This window comes from Microseira wollei NIES-4236 (assembly GCF_020521235.1).
GTDB lineage: Bacteria > Cyanobacteriota > Cyanobacteriia > Cyanobacteriales > Aerosakkonemataceae > Microseira > Microseira wollei.
In genome coordinates this window covers 59,884-76,544 of sequence record NZ_BLAY01000019.1, presented here as the reverse complement: position 1 = coordinate 76,544, position 16,661 = coordinate 59,884, and the positions used below count along the sequence as shown (strand labels likewise).

Annotated in this window: 20 protein-coding genes, 1 tRNA gene and 1 other annotated feature; of the genes, 1 reads left to right on the top strand and 20 read right to left on the bottom strand. The window is 48.3% G+C overall.

Features of this window, described 5'->3' with window-relative positions:
- Window positions 1-621: 621 nt before the first annotated feature.
- From rplL to MiSe_RS08500, 20 genes are all read right to left on the bottom strand, one after another.
- On the bottom strand, window positions 622-1,014 hold the full coding sequence (gene rplL / locus MiSe_RS08595) for a 50S ribosomal protein L7/L12 (protein ID WP_226577466.1): 393 nt from the start codon (window positions 1,012-1,014) through the stop codon (window positions 622-624).
- Between the two features lie 211 nt (window positions 1,015-1,225).
- On the bottom strand, window positions 1,226-1,780 hold the full coding sequence (gene rplJ / locus MiSe_RS08590) for a 50S ribosomal protein L10 (protein ID WP_226577490.1): 555 nt from the start codon (window positions 1,778-1,780) through the stop codon (window positions 1,226-1,228).
- A gap of 35 nt (window positions 1,781-1,815) precedes the next feature.
- Window positions 1,816-1,985: a sequence feature (ribosomal protein L10 leader region), on the bottom strand.
- Window positions 1,986-2,057: 72 nt separating this feature from the next.
- Complete coding sequence (gene rplA / locus MiSe_RS08585) at window positions 2,058-2,771, bottom strand: 50S ribosomal protein L1 (RefSeq protein ID WP_226577463.1); 714 nt, start codon at window positions 2,769-2,771, stop codon at window positions 2,058-2,060.
- Between the two features lie 131 nt (window positions 2,772-2,902).
- Window positions 2,903-3,328, bottom strand: coding sequence for a 50S ribosomal protein L11 (gene rplK / locus MiSe_RS08580; protein ID WP_226577460.1), 426 nt, complete (start codon window positions 3,326-3,328; stop codon window positions 2,903-2,905).
- A 7-nt stretch (window positions 3,329-3,335) separates the two neighbouring features.
- Window positions 3,336-3,974 (bottom strand): transcription termination/antitermination protein NusG, encoded by a 639-nt coding sequence (gene nusG / locus MiSe_RS08575; RefSeq protein WP_226577458.1) that lies wholly within the window; start codon window positions 3,972-3,974, stop codon window positions 3,336-3,338.
- The gene (gene secE, locus MiSe_RS08570; RefSeq protein WP_226577455.1) at window positions 3,971-4,198 is read right to left on the bottom strand and encodes a preprotein translocase subunit SecE; all 228 of its coding nucleotides are present in this window, start codon (window positions 4,196-4,198) and stop codon (window positions 3,971-3,973) included. The genes nusG and secE overlap by 4 nt, the downstream gene beginning before the upstream one ends.
- A gap of 176 nt (window positions 4,199-4,374) precedes the next feature.
- Window positions 4,375-4,447 (bottom strand) — tRNA-Trp (locus MiSe_RS08565).
- Window positions 4,448-4,760: 313 nt separating this feature from the next.
- Window positions 4,761-5,123, bottom strand: a complete 363-nt coding sequence (gene rplS / locus MiSe_RS08560; protein ID WP_226577452.1) for a 50S ribosomal protein L19 — start codon at window positions 5,121-5,123, stop codon at window positions 4,761-4,763.
- 75 nt (window positions 5,124-5,198) lie between these two features.
- Window positions 5,199-5,414, bottom strand: coding sequence for a DUF4926 domain-containing protein (locus MiSe_RS08555; RefSeq protein ID WP_226577449.1), 216 nt, complete (start codon window positions 5,412-5,414; stop codon window positions 5,199-5,201).
- A 12-nt stretch (window positions 5,415-5,426) separates the two neighbouring features.
- Complete coding sequence (locus MiSe_RS08550) at window positions 5,427-5,579, bottom strand: DUF6883 domain-containing protein (protein WP_226577447.1); 153 nt, start codon at window positions 5,577-5,579, stop codon at window positions 5,427-5,429.
- A 32-nt stretch (window positions 5,580-5,611) separates the two neighbouring features.
- Window positions 5,612-5,758: a hypothetical protein gene (locus MiSe_RS08545; RefSeq protein WP_226577445.1), complete on the bottom strand. Its 147-nt coding sequence runs from the start codon at window positions 5,756-5,758 to the stop codon at window positions 5,612-5,614.
- A 62-nt stretch (window positions 5,759-5,820) separates the two neighbouring features.
- A complete protein-coding gene (locus MiSe_RS08540; RefSeq protein WP_226577442.1) occupies window positions 5,821-5,997 on the bottom strand; it encodes a hypothetical protein in 177 nt (58 codons plus the stop codon).
- A gap of 159 nt (window positions 5,998-6,156) precedes the next feature.
- Window positions 6,157-8,013: an iron uptake porin gene (locus tag MiSe_RS08535; protein WP_226577439.1), complete on the bottom strand. Its 1,857-nt coding sequence runs from the start codon at window positions 8,011-8,013 to the stop codon at window positions 6,157-6,159.
- A 506-nt stretch (window positions 8,014-8,519) separates the two neighbouring features.
- Window positions 8,520-9,098: a Crp/Fnr family transcriptional regulator gene (locus MiSe_RS08530; RefSeq protein WP_226577436.1), complete on the bottom strand. Its 579-nt coding sequence runs from the start codon at window positions 9,096-9,098 to the stop codon at window positions 8,520-8,522.
- A gap of 182 nt (window positions 9,099-9,280) precedes the next feature.
- Complete coding sequence (locus tag MiSe_RS08525; protein WP_226577433.1) at window positions 9,281-11,431, bottom strand: PhoX family protein; 2,151 nt, start codon at window positions 11,429-11,431, stop codon at window positions 9,281-9,283.
- A gap of 116 nt (window positions 11,432-11,547) precedes the next feature.
- A complete protein-coding gene (locus tag MiSe_RS08520; RefSeq protein ID WP_226577430.1) occupies window positions 11,548-11,829 on the bottom strand; it encodes a hypothetical protein in 282 nt (93 codons plus the stop codon).
- Between the two features lie 396 nt (window positions 11,830-12,225).
- On the bottom strand, window positions 12,226-12,888 hold the full coding sequence (gene phoU / locus MiSe_RS08515) for a phosphate signaling complex protein PhoU (protein ID WP_226577427.1): 663 nt from the start codon (window positions 12,886-12,888) through the stop codon (window positions 12,226-12,228).
- A 67-nt stretch (window positions 12,889-12,955) separates the two neighbouring features.
- On the bottom strand, window positions 12,956-13,090 hold the full coding sequence (locus tag MiSe_RS08510) for a CopG family transcriptional regulator (protein ID WP_226577425.1): 135 nt from the start codon (window positions 13,088-13,090) through the stop codon (window positions 12,956-12,958).
- 524 nt (window positions 13,091-13,614) lie between these two features.
- A complete protein-coding gene (locus tag MiSe_RS08505; protein ID WP_307731286.1) occupies window positions 13,615-14,910 on the bottom strand; it encodes a sensor histidine kinase in 1,296 nt (431 codons plus the stop codon).
- Between the two features lie 83 nt (window positions 14,911-14,993).
- Entirely contained in the window at window positions 14,994-15,764 is a 771-nt protein-coding gene (locus MiSe_RS08500) for a winged helix-turn-helix domain-containing protein (protein WP_226577419.1), read from the bottom strand.
- A 113-nt stretch (window positions 15,765-15,877) separates the two neighbouring features.
- On the opposite strand from MiSe_RS08500, the gene MiSe_RS08495 reads away from it, so the two are divergent.
- Window positions 15,878-16,633, top strand: a complete 756-nt coding sequence (locus MiSe_RS08495; RefSeq protein WP_226577416.1) for a creatininase family protein — start codon at window positions 15,878-15,880, stop codon at window positions 16,631-16,633.
- Window positions 16,634-16,661: the final 28 nt, after the last annotated feature.

Genomic DNA, 16,661 nt, shown 5'->3' with positions numbered 1-16,661 from the left:
TTAGTCTCTGCTTCTTGATACATAATTTTTGCTATGGCTTGAAGATGTTTCTGGAGTTTTTTCTGATTGGCTGGTTCCATTGTTGTTGTGAAGATTAATTTCTGACTCTATTTTCATTGATTTTGCCACTCTTCAATAGTTCATATGTTCTAACAAAGTTGACATGCTCCCAGTTAATAGCTAATCGCTAATGGCTGCTCTGGAGGCAATTGAATTGCGAGCAATTAGCAAGCGAGCAATTAGCCATCCATACACTACCGATACCTCAGGACATGATATAAACCAATAATTTTGGTAAACTTTCGTATAACCCTGGAAGAAAAACCTGTTCTGCAAGAATATTGCCAAGAAACTGGCAGGAATCAAACCGAAGTGTTTAGGGAGTTTATTCGCTCTCTGGATAAGAGATTGTCAAAAAAGAGGGCATCGTAGGCGAAGCCAACTCGTGCGAGTACCCTCTTTTTTGACCACTATCCTTCCCCACCCTGTAAGAGGGTGGGGACTGCCGTGATTCGTTCAAACTTTACAACCGTTCGTTTGTGTAGCGGCACCCTTAAGGGTGCCGCTACACAAACGAAGCGATTTCGCTTTCCCTCACTCGCTGGCAATCTGCTGTAAGGCTTACTTGATGCTAACTTTTGCCCCAACTTCTTCCAGTTGCTTCTTGATGTCTTCAGCCTCTTCTTTCTTGACGCCTTCCTTAACTGCCTTAGGCGTAGCTTCCACCAAATCTTTGGCTTCTTTCAAACCTAAACCAGTCAAAGCACGAACCACCTTCAGAACGGCAATCTTCTTGTCGGCGGGAACTTCTTCCAGAATCACGTTAAATTCGGTCTGCACTTCCACTTCTTCAGCAGGAGCAGCAGCACCAGGCCCAGGCATCATCATCATGCCGCCAACGGGTGCAGCTGCACTGACGCCAAAGGTTTCTTCAATTTGCTTGACCAGTTCAGATGCTTCCAGCAGGGTCAGCGTTTTAAGTTTTTCCAGAATTTCATCAGTTGTAGCAGACATTGATTAACTCCTTTAGTTGGTAATTGGTGATTGGTAATTGGTCATTGGTAATTGGTCATTGGTAATTGGTTGGGTTTTTATTACCTATTACCCATTACCGAATTAGGTGATTGGTAATTGGTGATTGGTAATTGGTTGGGTTTTTATTACCCATTACCCATTACCTATTACCCTCGTGACCACGGCAGAGCCTAGTAACGCCATTACCGAATTAAGCAGCTTCGCTAAGAGCAGCACCTTTGTCTTTGTCCTTATCGGCGACAGCTTGCAGAGCGCGCGCCAGCGAACTGGGAACTTCGTTGATACCCACGGCAAGTTTGGTGGCTACACCATTGATTGCACCAGCAATCTGAGCCATGAGTTGTTCCTTCGACGGTAAGTCTGCCAGTGCTTTGACCTGATCTTGGTTCAAAGCACGTCCTTCCATTACGCCACCCCGAAGTTCGCTCTTCTTGGAAGCCTTTTGGAATTCTTGGTAAGCTTTGAGCGCACCGCCGATATCTTCTTTGACCAGCACGAAAGCTGAAGCACCCTTGAGGAATTCCTCCATCGCTTGCCATTTCTGGTCGCCGTCAACGGCAATTCCCATTAAGGTGTTTTTCGTCACCTTACAAATGGCGCCTTTAGGACGCAGACGCCGCCGCAAATCTGTAATTTCAGCTACGGATAGACCTTGGTAGTCGATTACAACTGCCAGCTGGGACTCGCTCAAGCTTTGCTTGAGTTCGGCGATGATTGCTTCCTTATCCTCTCTTGTTCTACCCATTCTTGTTTCACCTCCTTGCGCCTCCTTTTCCCTACTCAACCCAATTAAAAACCCCGGCAGTTGAGCCGGGGTGCTGGCGATCGCATTTTCTTCGTCAGTCACCCATACCATAATTGGTGACTTTTGTCAAATGCAATGCTGGCAAACCTCGGCAGGAAATTAAGCCTAAAGCCCCTGCTGTCTTCGGCGCTTGCTATTGGGTTGAGTTATTTCAGATTTCAGATTTCAGATTTTCCCTATTCAATCTAAAATCCCAAATCTCAAATTTAAAATTCTTTTATGCTGCCTCCGTCGTCTTCAGATCTCGTAGGGCGTTGATATCCACTGCTATCGATGGCCCCATTGTTGCCGATACATACATGGTACGCCAATAGCGCCCCTTGGCTCCCGAAGGTCGGTTGCGGTCAATCGTTTCCTGCAATGCCTTGAGGTTTACCAACAAATCTTCCGCTGAGAAGGACGCCTTGCCAAACAGGATGTGGACAATCCCCGTGCGGTCTGCCCGGAATTCTAGTTTACCAGCTTTGAATTCTGCGATCGCACCAGCTAAATCAAATGTTACCGTACCCCCTTTGGGCGAGGGCATCAAACCGCGCGGCCCCAACAGCTTACCCAGTTTTGCTACCTGGGGCATCACATCTGGGGTGGCAATTAGCTTATCAAAATCCATCCGGCCTTTTTGGATTTCGTCGATTAGTTCTTCCGAACCAACCAAATCCGCACCAGCATTGTTCGCTTCGTTTACTTTTTCCCCCCGTGCAATTACTGCTACCCGCACGGTTTGACCCGTTCCCTTGGGCAGTACTACCGTAGTCCGCAGTTGTTGGTCGGTATACTTGGGGTCAATTCCCAAACGGATGTGAGCTTCTGCCGATTCGGCAAACTTCGCCGTTGCCGTCTCTCTCAATAACTGTAGAGCTTCTATTGGTTCGTAAGCTCTATCTTCTACTTTTTTCCGCAGTTCTTGCAGCCTGCGCGATTCTTTTTTCATTTTTTTGCTCTCCTGGGGTCACTTACGAAGTCTCGCTTCTCCCCCGATAATTGGTAATTGCTAATTGGTAATTGCTAATTGGTAATTGGTAACTGCGCTTCGCCTATTACCGATGACCTATTACCCATTACCTAATCTGCGATTGTTACGCCCATATTTCGGGCAGTTCCTTCCACAATTTTCATCGCTGCCTCAACATCGTTGGCATTGAGGTCTGGCAATTTTGTTTGGGCAATTTCTCGCAGTTGAGCCCTTGTAATTGTGCCAACTTTCTTTTTGTTTGGTTGGTCTGACCCTCTTGGTATCCCTGCTGCTTTGGTAATTAAAACCGAAGCGGGAGGGGTTTTCAACACAAACGTGAAACTGCGATCCTCGTAGACCGATATTTCTACCGGAACTACCATTCCTGCTTGATCCGAGGTTCTGGCGTTATACTCTTTGCAAAACGCCATGATGTTTACCCCGTGCTGACCCAGTGCTGGGCCAACTGGAGGTGCTGGGTTGGCCTTTCCTGCTGGAAGTGCCAACTTGATGATTGCAACAACTTTCTTGGCCATTTAATCTTTAGCCCTGTTTTTCGACTTGATTGAACTCCAATTCCACTGGCGTATCCCGCCCAAAAATAGACAGTAACGCCTTCAGCTTGCTGCGCTCCGGACTGACTTCAATCACTTCACCTTCAAAATCTTTGAAAGGACCTGAAAGAACGATGATTTTGTCTCCCACAGCCATGTCAACTTTGACAATTGGCTCTTGTTCGCGAGCTTGCTTGAAGATTCGTTCTACTTCTGAATGGGAGAGCGGCATCGGTTTGACGTGTCCGCGTCCTCTTCCGTAGCGGCGTTTTTGTTCTGCACCCACAAAGTTAATCACATTTGGGGTGTTTTTTACAACCTGCCAACTTTCGTCGTCCATCGCCATTTTGACGAGTACGTAGCCAGGGAATACTTTTTCTTCGCTTGTTTGTCTGCTGCCGTCTTTGCGAATTTTGACTGCTGGCGTTTGCGGAATTTCTACTTGCAAAATCCGGTCAGCTACATCCAAGGTTTGAATGCGCTGTTCTAGGTTTGTTTTGACGCGCTTCTCGCAGCCTGAAGCCACCTGAACGGCGTACCAGCGGGCGTTTTCTCGCGAAGTTCCTGCCGTTTCTTCCGCGTCTTCTAGCGTACTGCGATCGCGTAGTTCTTCGCTGGCAAAACTCATCCAAATACCTTTCCTGATGCCCAATTAAACAAGTTATCGACCAGATAGATCAACAGTGCCGACATCGTCACCATTAAGATTACCGCAGCCGATTCGCTGAGCAACTGCTGGCGGCCCGGCCACACTACTTTATCCAGTTCTTCTTTAGTTCCCTGGAGAAAGGTCGCGATGTTAAATCCTGGTTTTGTTTCTTGAGCTTGTATTTCTTCGGTCTTTTTCGCCACCTTTGATTGCCTCCCCCGTTTCCCTATTTTTGTTGCCAGTTGGTATCCAGCCTGACCTCCCCATCGGCTTACTTGCACACCCCCACAAAACCAGTCTACCCGAAACCGATCTAGGTTACCACTGGTAAACCAGCGCCGCTAATCGTTTCGGGCAGAACTTTTGCCTGATTTTTCAGCGCGCCCTGGAGGACTTGAACCCCCGACATCCGGTTTTGGAGACCGACGTTCTACCAACTGAACTAAGAGCGCACGGGTTTGGTGTGTTTTTTGATTTTGACACTCCCCGTCCTACAGGTGCGGGGATTCTTAAGACATTGCGGTCTTAATCTCCTGATCGATCTGGCTTTCCGGGCGCAATCCTTTTACCCAAAGGTGGGCTGCTATCCTAGTCTTGCAACTAGCTCCTCGGTCGTAAACTTTCCCCCAGTCGCTCGGTAGGTTTTAACGTCTTGTACTGACGAAATCTATTTTAGCATAGTTGCCTGCCACTTTGACTCGACTTAAACGTCCCGTTCGCGCTACCTCCCCCGCGTCAACCACGGGTTGCGCGTCTCGTCATGGTTTATAATGCCCTGTCGAAACGTTGTTTGAGACGAGTTGCCTTGCCGACGCGATCGCGCAGATAGTACAGTTTAGCACGGCGGACTTTGGCGCGACGCAGTACTTTGATGTTGGCTACCCGAGGCGAGTGGAGTAAAAACACCCGCTCTACACCAACGCCTTGAAACACGCGCCGCACGGTAATCGCTTGGTTGATGCCGCTATTTTGCATCGAGATTACCACGCCTTCATAAGGCTGTACCCGCTCTTTATTCCCTTCTTGGATCAACACGCCGACTTTTACCGTGTCGCCCACGTAGATTTCCGGTAAATCTTTTTTCAGTTGCTCCGCTTCTATCGAGCGGATTATCTCTTGAGCTTTCATAAGCGTTAAAAAAACTCACAAGTTTTTATATTACTGTAAAACATAGCTGTAAGTCTAGATATTCCAGAAGTAAGTTTAGACAGCCAATTCAGCCAGCCCCCCTTTGCCTTCAATTTGGGATGGGGCTACCTCAACGGTGTCGTGAAAAATCAACCCTTCCAGGCTGTAGCCGTCTTCCTCGCCTTCTGGCATCGGATAATATTCAACTATAGTCGCGACGCTACCCTTTTTTAGACCATATGCGGGGATATCTTGGCGCCAAGCGACTTGGGTAAATAGGGGATATTTCATTGGCTTTTCCTCCTAGTTAGGAAACAGCGTCACCAACTTGGTTATCTGTGATGTGACGATCCAGATGGTTTTAACTGATAGAGTTTTGCCATTTGGCCCGGTTAAAGTGCCAGCGAGCGCATACTTCTGACCGTACTGGGTGTTTTCTATAGGAACTGCATCCAATGGCAAAATTTGCTCTCGTAGATTAATAATTGCTAATGTTTTATAGCAGTTGGCAACGGGCGTGAAATACACTTATACTCATTTTCCGTCGCATCAACGGGGGGTAGGGAAGATGAGAAAGTTTTGTCGCTACGGGCAAAGTTTTTTAAATGCCGTGCCCCTACAATGTTGTGTTGCACCCATTACCGATTCGTGAAACAGCAAAGGGTGAGCAATGCCCACGCTTCTACCAATAGATATATTACTTCACAACGAGTGTTCGATTAGCTGCCATCATCAGTCGTTCGCTTGCAGTCCGCTGCCTCAGTAGGTAAAACGTCAGCAGATCGGTTTGCAGGCTGGTGTCCTCTGCCTGGGGACGGTAGCCTGGAGGGATGGGAATCAAAGGGATTTGAATCCGCTTTTGAGTCATTGTCATTAGTAACCTTACCCACCCTGATGTTCTCTCCTGCGAGGAGAGGGGGGAGAAGGCTTGCCATGGTTTTGTGGGATGGGCGTCCCGTTTGTCCCTTGAATTTACAGGGCGGACAAGATGTCCACCCCACAAGAATCATCCCTTGCTTGTGCAACCCTGGGCTTAGAACGAGAACGTAGTCCGAATCGTGCCTACGTAGATAGTGCTGTTGTTGTCGTTGTGTTCTGGATTGAGCAGCACGAACACGCCTGGGGTAATCGAGATATTATTCGTCGCTTGGATGCGATAGAACGCTTCCAAGTGATAGGTCGTGTCGTCATCTTCATCTTCGCGGTTATCCACAGCACGACCGCCGAAACTGCCATCCAGGTCATTATGGGTAACTTTAGGCGGCACGCCTGCTAATAGACCCAGGAAGTTGCCCTTGCGACCAAAGTCTGTAAACCCTAAACTAACGGCGTAGTTGATCGAAGTTGCATTCGCTCCTTCAATATCAACTCCCCTATTAAGTCCGGTCTCGGCTTCGGCAATGCTGTATCCGAACCAACCGCCGAAGATAAAGTTTTTGCTCAGTCGCCAGTTTAGCGTCGCGCCAAAGTTATTCGATGAAGTAGCAACGTTGCCAAAAGGTCGCTGGGCAAAGCCACTGCCCGTACTGCTGGTAAGGTTAACCCTCGTGCCGGGAGAGTAGTAACGAACGTAGGTTAAGGCCAAATTAAAATTGCTCTTCGGGAAGAAGACGAGCTGACCCAGTGCGGCAAAATCACCGTTGAACAGTCCGTTTTTATCTCTGGGGTCAAAGCCGTTCTGGGTCAGATAGGCAAAATCCATGCCTATTCCGCCAAAGTCCAAGTTCAGCGCTGCCCCAGAGCTGCTTGAGGTGTTGTTTAGATAATAGAGCGGATTAAATCGTCCAAAGCGGGAGATTGCACCGTCGCTACTGCTGGCAAAAGGACCGCGATAAGTACCGACAACATCGTTCAACTCACCGCTATTGGCAATGATCCATGCTCTGGCATTTTTACCTATCGGGAAACGATACCACAGGTCATCAAGTACAACATCATTGTTCTCGTTACCATCAAAGCTGAGGCGGCTCATGTTGGTACCTGTGACGTTGATATTATCGCTGCCAGCAGTATCAAACGGGGTGATGTTTCTCGCTTGCAAGCGGGTTCTCAACAAGTCCCGACCGGAAAAGCTGGTATCGAAGTTCAGACGCGCCCGGTCAGCAAGAATGATGTTATTCTCGATGTCGTCATCGCGATCGCGAGGTCTGCCAGGAGAGGGAACGGCTCTGGAATCGCCAAAAGCACCCGCTAGGGCAAAAATAACTTCCCCTCTAAGTTTGGTAGTTGTAGAGAATTGCTGCGCTTCTAACCTTGCCGTGCGTGCTTCCAGTGCATCTACCCGTCCGCGCAAGGTAGCCAATTCGGCGGCAAATTCTTCTTGCAACCGCCGGATGGTGGCGATGTCTTCTTTACTTGGTAAGTCGGCAACTGCTGCGGCAATTAATTCTTGAATGCGGTCTAAACAAGCATTTAAACCAGCGGCAAATTCGTAGCGAGTTAAGGCGCGGTTGCCGCGATAGGTACGATCCGGGTAACCTTCAATACAACCGTAGCGCTCGACTAGAGATTGCAATGCTTGGAAAGCCCAGTGAGTCGGGTCAACGTCGGTCAACTGGGACACCGAGGTGACCTGTCCCATGTCTTGACCTTGTTCGACGTACTGGTTAATTTGATCCAGCGAGCGCGCGGGTTCAGCCCCTGTTGCTGGCGTTGCTTGTGCTAGCTGGGTATTGTTGGCTCCCAGGTTATTAACATTGGCGGATGACCCAGTTGTGGCATCAGCGCTTAGAGCCAGAGTGCTGCTGTCTAAACTAGCAGCCGTTGTTGACTTTGCGCCGATTTTACTTTCGGGGGTTTCTGCTGCGATCGCCGCAGAACCAGCCACCAATATTGCTGCACCCAATACAGCAGGGCTTAGCCGTATAGCGTTCCAAAACGTTTTTGACATTGTTGTTTCCTCACACCAAACTCCACTCTACAGGAAAGTCTCAAAACTGTCTCAATTTATTTCTGGAGTATTCCAGCTATATCAACTCTGGTTATTTATCCATCATAAATCCTGTTTCTAGTGACGATTAGATTCGTCCCAATTTTGGGCTGGCGATGACTAAAGTACCACCTACTAACTTTATGATAGCTATATTATCCCAGCTGTTCGCTCATGTGTAACTTATGTAACTGTCACATCCTTGCGTACTTGTTGTTCAAAGCCGGGGTTAGTTTTCACGAGTTAGCTTGCTAATATTGCTGATAGGCTGGTTAAAGTGGACCTTAACAGAGCTATCAACCCAATTTTAGCTAAATGCCCTATCAGCGTCCGTTATAAATCATATATATCCGATTATCCTGATACTGGGCTGAGCCAATTTAAGTTTATTTAGGGGATAAAAAACCCGGTTTTTCAAAAAAACCGGGTTTTTTGGCGTCAAAGCGGCAAAGCAGCCGCGTTTTTGCTTAAAAATCTAATGTTTGGGATTTTCCGCAAAGAATTAAGTACCGACCGTGCCTGTTAATCAGACCTTTCTGTTCAAATTGGTTAAGCAACCGGGTCACCGTTACTCGCGTTGTACAAATAACTTCTGATAGTGCTTGATGGGTTAATGGCACTTCAATTAATTTTCCTTTATCGACTTCCCGACCAAATTTTTCGGCTAACCAGCTTAACATTTCCAGCAACCGCTGGTTAACGGGTCTGCTATGAATAATAGCTAGTAGTTCTTCACTGCGTTGAATATGGGAAATCATAGCATCGGCTGCTTGATACCAAAGGTTAGAGGGCAAAAGACTCACTTCGGCACTGGTCAGGCATTCTATTTGATACGGTTGAATTCGCGATAAAGGTTGACCGACAATATCTCCTGCTCCCCAGTATCCTAAAGTTATCGATCTACCCTCTTCGTTCCAGGTAAAGGTGCGAACGACTCCCCGTTCTATTTTCCACAAAATATCTGCCTCTAGTGGCAGCAATTGACTACAGCTAAATGTTCGCCGTGTGTGGTTAAGAGCAAAGCTAGGGGTAGGAGGAGCAGGCATCAGCATATAATTTTGAGGTAGTAGGGGGTAGTAGGTAAATCAAGTTGCTAGTTATATCGCTTTTGCATTGGTAATTGGTAATGGCGTTCCCAGGCGACCGCCTGGGTCACGAGGGTAATTGTCAGGAGTAAGCTGCCATATCATCCAATTACCAATTACTAATTACCAATTACCCACTCACATTAGATAATTGGTTGAGCGTTTGTACGGCGAATGGCAACAACGGCCGGCTTTGGTGGGTCGTTGGGGTTTTTGCTGGGCCAGTTGGAACCAAGGGGGACGCTGCGAGTTTGTTTGAAGCTTTGACCGTCGGTGGTTTTCATTTCAAATTCGCGAGTTTCTACCGCAGCATTTTGACGAATTCCATACACTTCCCCTGGGTGTTGAATTGAGAGAAATAAGGTTTGTTGGTCTTGGGTAAAAAATGGCCCTGTGGTTTCGCACTCCATTGGACCAATGCCGAATAAGTAAGCATTCCCGGCATGAGAACCAGAAGTAGGAATAAACCAAATAGAATTGTTGCCAAAACAGCCTACTCCTTGTTTATCTTTGGGATTGTTTTGTTTGGTTGTGGACATGTCGTTGACCATCCACAGGTTGCCTTTTTGGTCGAATACGAGGTTATCTGGATTGGAAAAACCAGCCCCTCCCTCTGCGGGATTTCCTCCCATTGCCAGCATTTTCCATTTGAAGGTTAAGGCAGCAGGTTCGTTGTTATCTTCAATTAGGTGCATTATCCAGCCGTATTCCCAAGGGCTTTCTCCTTTTGGCCCAGAAAAGATGCGCTTGTCGGGGCCACCCTCGCCCCCCGCTGAGCCTGATGTAAAGGTAACGTAGAGGCTACCATCCGGGGCAATTTCCGTATCTTCGGGACGGGCGGTGCAGGTGGCTCCTGCTGCATTCGCGGCATAATGGGCATCGATCAGAATCGCGCCTTGTTTTTCTTGGGGGTTCCCGGCGTACAGGTCCCCCAAGGTTTTGAATTTTTGTTTAAAACTATTGACTTCTGCGGCTTTTTCTGATTTAAATATCCCCCCTTCGGGACGCTTGGGCAGGGTGAGTAAATTGCCTTCCAGGTTACCCGGATCGGTGGGATTAACGGGGGTGTCGGGTTTGAGGGGTATCCAGCGCCCGGTGCCATCTGGTTTAAATTGAGCGGCGTAGAGCATCCCGTCCCGCAGGAGGCGGGAGTTGGCTTTGTCTTGGGGGTTGGCGACCTTGGCTTTGCTGACGAATTTATACAAGTGTCCGCCTCGGCGATCGCAGCCGGAATAAAACGCCAGCGGTTTGCCCGCGACGACTCTAACGCCCACTGCTTCGTGTCTATATCTTCCCAACCAGGTGTGCTTAGTGCCGTAGTCGTTGGGATTTGCTGGGTCTATTTCCACAATCCAGCCATATTTATTACCAGCTAATCCCAGTACGTTTCCCTGACCGGATATTTCTTCATCGTCGATGCTGAAGGGGCGTTCTTTGGGGTCAAACGAGGTACCATCGGCGTAGACGGGTTCTGCGACTTGGGTTTGGAAATTTTCTTCGCCACTCAGTACAGTTCCCCAAGGGGTGGTACCGCCTGCACAGTTGGCAAAAGTGCCGATAATGCGATCGCCCAATTTATCGATATACCCCTGTCCCTGGGTTTTGCTAAACACTGCCGCCCCTGGTCCAGTTGCTTTGAGATACCGATTATCTCCTAAACCTGAAATCCCGCTGATGCGCCGGTCTGCTTTAGAATTGGTTCGCACCCACTTGCCATCAGGATCGCGACGAATGGAAATGACTCCCATTCCCTGATCCAATAGCGCTTCCGTGCAAAGAAGGCGAATTTTTGCTTTGAGTGCCTCTTCTTCTTTAGGCAAGCCAAACGCATTAATTCCCGCCTTTCCAGCTTTTTTAACCGCCGCCTGGACTTCCCCAAACGGCAGAGACTTACCCGTCACCTGCTGATAAGTTTGCATCCAGGGAATGGCACTGATGTATTCAAAATTAATCGTCAGATAACCTTCATCTTTTCCCGTTTCGATGAAGGATAAATAATCGTTATTGTAGCCAAAGCGAGAATCCCCAATTTTATCGCCCCAAGCGGCAACGATATCGTAGGTGTAGCCTTCTGGCAGCACCAAGTCATCGATTACCTCGTAGGTACTGTATTCCCGTATTTGTTGCGCGGGGGCAATTTCATCAATATCTAAAGGCATTGCGCCTTTAACTGGCTGGAAGCTTAACCCCTTGCCAGCGAATAAATTTTTCCGAGTTGCGAGAAAAGTGCCAGCAGCTACTGTAGCGGCACCGACTCCCAAAAATAGCAGTAATTCTCGACGTTTTAGCTTCATATCGGTATGACCATTCCGAAACTAGGCTAGTTTAGCCTAAGTTAAGAGCTACTATCGCCAACTCGATATTACTACTATAAGTTTAGGAGCAAGTTAAGGTTTTGGTAATCTAAAGGTTAAGGGGATTGGGTAATTGGTAATTGGTAATTGGTAATGGGCGATATGCACACCCGACGCTGGGGGATATGCCAAGGGCACGCTGCCCGTGAAGCTATCGCTATCGCTCCCAGAATCCCACTTACCTTGAGCAGCAGAAGGCTCACACCTACTCGAACAGAGGTGTTGAGATGAATGCGCCTGAGTTGAGGTACGCCGTCTAACCAATGGGAAGCGAGAGAGAATGGCAGTTCCAAGAGGAACAATCTGTCATAAACCCAGTCATTTTTCGGAAATAACATTGATTTTCCGGAATCAAGACAGATTTTGATTTATAATAGATATGGTCGTTGACCCACCCGACTGTATGGAACAGCAAGGCTAACTTCAAAATAGCGGTTATACGCTTGCCGCAGACACATCAGAGATCGGGGAAGGAATATCTCTAGCTGGTCGGCTATTGCCATAAATCCAAGAGATATTGTGCGAGTAAAACTTAAACTCCTTGGGACGCAGGGAGTCTGCCCGGACAGTGCTTCGGTACTGTGGGAGTAAGGACAAGAAGGCTTGTCAAACCTCCGGAGGCTGTGTAAGACCATCATCGGATTCGTTTCCTTGCCTCGCAAGAGTCCCTAAAGTGGCAACGGCGAATGAAACGGGAAGCCCACACTGTATGCGAAGCATCAGTGTGTGGTACGTCACCCTCGATGTCCGGTAACGATATAAGCAACGCGCTGACCGATATTGGTAGCATGGTCAGCCATGCGTTCCAGGTAACGAATCACCAATCCTAACAACAGAATTGGTTCGACTACGCCTTTGATATCGCGCTGTCCGGCGAGGTGCTGGTAAAGTGTTTCGTAGGCGGTGTCTACGGTGTCATCCTCTTGCTTCAATTGCCGTCCTGCTACCTCATCTAAATCGGCTAAAGCGACCAAGCTCATTGCTAACATGGCTTGGGCCTGATGGGACATGACCGCTATTTCGGGAAGGTAAGGCGATGGGGGGTAAGGAAAGAGTTTAATGGCAATTTCGGCTAAATCTTTGGCATAATCGCCAATGCGCTCTAAATCTCGCACCAGTTGCATGTAGGCGCTCAATAGACGCATATCCTGAGCAACGGGTGCTTGTAGCGTCATCAGGGTGGCGCAGTCTAATTCGATTTGGCGATATAACTGGTCGATGTGTTTGTCGAGTACGGGTATTGTTTGTGCCGCAGTGAGGTTGCGGTCAAACAAAGACTGGTGACTGAGGCGAAACGACTGTTCGACCAAGGCTCCCATCCGCAACACATCCCGTTCTAAGCGCCTCAGTCGTCGCTCAAGTTGGATGCGTTCGGGATAGCGTTGGGAAGAATTCACCTAAAAACCTCCGGGAGTTGGAGAGCAACCGTGATTTATCCGGGGGATGAAACACGACACGGCGGTTTTAACCGCCATCAGACAAGGAACGAATAAACTCCCGCACAACGTCTGATAACGTTCGTTTGTGCTTTTTGCAATACCGCTGAAGCATGTTGTACTCAACCTCGGAAACTCTAATATGCAATTGCTTTTCAGACATTTTGTGTATCGATCTGGTACACTTATTGTATGCCGAAATAGCGAAAGGCACTGTGGTTGCCACGCAGAAAAAGTCTCGCAGTAGGCAAGTATCTGAGATTGATACGCCAACCGTGGCAATGGGGCTGTCCGGGGTATCTCGGTTGTAGAAGAAACATCTGGAGTCCAAGTGTTCGTATAACTTGGTGGGAAACCAGAATGTAAGCCAGCCTGGAGGTCCGAACGATACATGAGTACATCCTCTATTTGATGGGTAGTGTATTTGTTCAGGGCTACTGAAAACCCATGCTCTGGAGTACCGGGCGAATGCCCCCTTGCTTCAGCTGGGGGTAAGCTTACCTGACTTTGTGGGAAAACCATGAGACTGCGGTACGGGTTAATTATTAGTTGTGTAGGGGGGGGTTTTACCAACCATCCAAAGGAAAACTCGCCCCGGGTTGGTTGTGTAGGGGGGTTTTACCAACCATCCAGAGCAATAATCGACTGTTTATGTAAACCCGCCCCGCCCCTAGCGAGCGCTAACTATTAGCAATAAGGTAATTCTATTTTCACCAAAGCGCCACCTGTGTTGGGATGATTACTAGCTGTAACACAACCACCATGAGCCAGAACGATTTGCCTAACGATCGCCAGACCTAAGCCGCTACCAGTCTTACTAGCAATACTAGCGTCGTCTTTGCTGCCGTGCATCCCCTCTTTCATACCATCTGAGGACTGTCTTGTCCGCGATGGGTCACCCCGGAAAAGTCGCTCAAAAACATGGGGTAAATCTGATTCTGGAAATCCAGCGCCAGAATCTATTATCTTAATTTCCACTCTTCCAAAAAGATCATCTATCTTAGGGAGGAGATTTATTTCGGTACGAATGATTCCTTGGTTGGGACTGTACTTAATGCTGTTATCGAGGATGTTAAGAAAAACCCGATACAGGCGCGACTCATCGGCTTCGATCCAGACAGCATCGGGGCCAGAATAGTCTAAACCCAGTTGTTTGGAACGGGCAAGGGGTTCTAGAGTCTGCCAGACGGAATGAATTAAAGACTTGAGTTCTAAGCTTTTGCGGTTGAGTTTGCTGCTGGGATCGATTTCTAATTGACTGAGTTCTAGCCAATCTTGTACGAGGTTAATCAGGCGGTTGATTTCCGGCAGCATCCGCTGGACTAAACGAAGTAAAGGTGGATTTAAACGGGTTTCTAAAGTTTCTGCGACTAAACGAATTGAGGTTAAAGGGGTTCTGAGTTCGTGAGCGAGATCGGAAAAAGAGCGATCGCGTGCTGCTGAAAGTTCCACCAACGCTTGTCGGTTTTCCAAAAAAACGCCGACTCGCCCATCCGGTAAAGGCCAACTCGAGGCCCGCAGGGTCATCGATGCGCTCCTGCCAATCGCTTCGGCATCTGGGTATGATGGGTGGAATGCCCACTCTTGTGTCTGCGGTTGCTGCTGCTGACGGGTTTGCTCGATCAGCTGGTCGAGTTCGTAAGATCTGACTAACTCCAATAGCAAGCGAACTTGTCCCGGTTCCCAGCGGTGAAGGTGCAAAAGTTGCTGCGCTTGCTCGTTGCACCAAAGCAGTTGGTTTTCTTCATCAACGACGAGATAACCCAGGGGTGCTACTTGGAGAATTTGCTGCCAGGAAAGTATTTCGGTTTCTAAGTCTTGCTGTTGGCGATTCGCAAGGGCAATCCCGTAACGCAGGCGAGAAATGGGCGGCAAAGAGATGTTATATGCACCCGCATGCAGCGATCGCAGCAATTGCCCTACCTGCTTGTAAAACCAAGCTCGCCAATAGAGCCAAATCCCAATCCCTATAGCTAGCCCCAAAAAAAATGCCAAGATGATCATGCTAATTGCGATTTTGCTAATAGCTAATTGTAAAAATGCCAATAGCCATTAGCCATCAGCCATCAGCCAAACCTGTAACCAAACCCTCGAATAGTCACGATATATTCTGGATGAGAGGGGTCGCGCTCGATTTTCTCACGCATCCAGCGAATGTGGACATCTACAGTTTTGCTATCCCCGACAAAATCCGATCCCCAAATTTGATCGAGTAACTGATCCCGCGTCCACACTCTACGGGGATAACTCATAAATAATTCCAACAGGCGGAACTCTTTCGGTGCTAAACTGACTTCCTCGCCTCGGACGAGGGCGCGACATTCTAGGGGATAGAGGGTAATTTCTTTATACTGCAATACTTGTGGCTGGGGTGGGGAGGCGGGTTTGTTGTTTTCTAACAAGCGTTGGCGGCGCAGCAAGGCACGGGTGCGGGCAATTAATTCCCTCATGCTAAAGGGTTTGGTGAGATAGTCATCAGCACCGACTTCCAAACCCAACACCCGGTCTGTTTCGCTGCCTTTGGCGCTTAAAATCAAAATTGGGATCGGATTGCCTTGATGGCGCAGCAAGCGGCAGATGTCTAAGCCGTTGATTTGAGGCAGCATCAAGTCCAAAATCAGCAGGTCAAAGGGATATTGTCCCGCCCTCGGTTCGGGTTCGTGTAAAAAGGATAAAGCCGCTTGTCCGTCGTTAACTGCGACGACTTCATAACCTTCCTCCTCCAGCGCCATCACCAGCATTTCCCGGATGAGTTCTTCATCCTCTACCACGAGAATACGGCTAGCAATCCCAATTTCTGCTTTGGGAGGTTTTTGGGGTGATTCAAGGGAAAACATGATGGCTCGCTATGTATCTATCGCCACAAACAACATAACTCGACGATGGCTCAAAAATAACCGTGCTGGAGAGGAGTCGCGTTAAAATTCCATGAAAGTTATGGGAACTCTATATGCTGTTACATTTGTGTACCTGGCCTGAAGTCGAAGCCTATCTCAATCGATCTGGGGGTATTATTCTCCCGATTGGTTCGACTGAGCAACACGGCCCGACAGGATTAATTGGTACGGATGCGATTTGTGCTGAAGCGATCGCCAAGGGTGTCGGCGAAGCCATCAATGGGATGGTCTGCCCCACAATCAATGTCGGCATGGCACTGCACCACACGGCTTTTCCCGGCACGATTAGCCTGCGCCCCACCACCCTAATTCAACTGATTCGAGATTATATCACCTGTTTGGCTAAAGCGGGATTTATTAAATTTTTCTTTATAAACGGTCACGGCGGCAACATAGCCACCCTCAAAGCGGCTTTTGCAGAAACATACGCTCATTTGGCAGATTTAAATATTGCCAATGCCTCCCAAGTGCAGTGCCAAGTGGGAAACTGGTTTATGTGCGGATCTGTATACAAATTAGCTAAAGAATTATACGGCAACCAAGAAGGTTCCCACGCCACTCCCAGCGAAGTAGCTCTCACCCAATACCTGTATCCGGAAGCGATCAAACAAGCACCGCTTGCCGATCCAGTCTCCGCTGAGCATAAAATATATGGAGCAGCTGACTTCCGCCGCCGCTATCCTGATGGACGGATGGGTTCAAATCCAGCGTTAGCAACGCCGGAACATGGGAAGCAATTTTACGACTTGGCGGTAAAGGAATTGAGCAACGCCTATCTGGAATTTCTCAATGCTGATGCTAAATCTTAGTAAATCAATGGGCAAACTTAAATAGTTC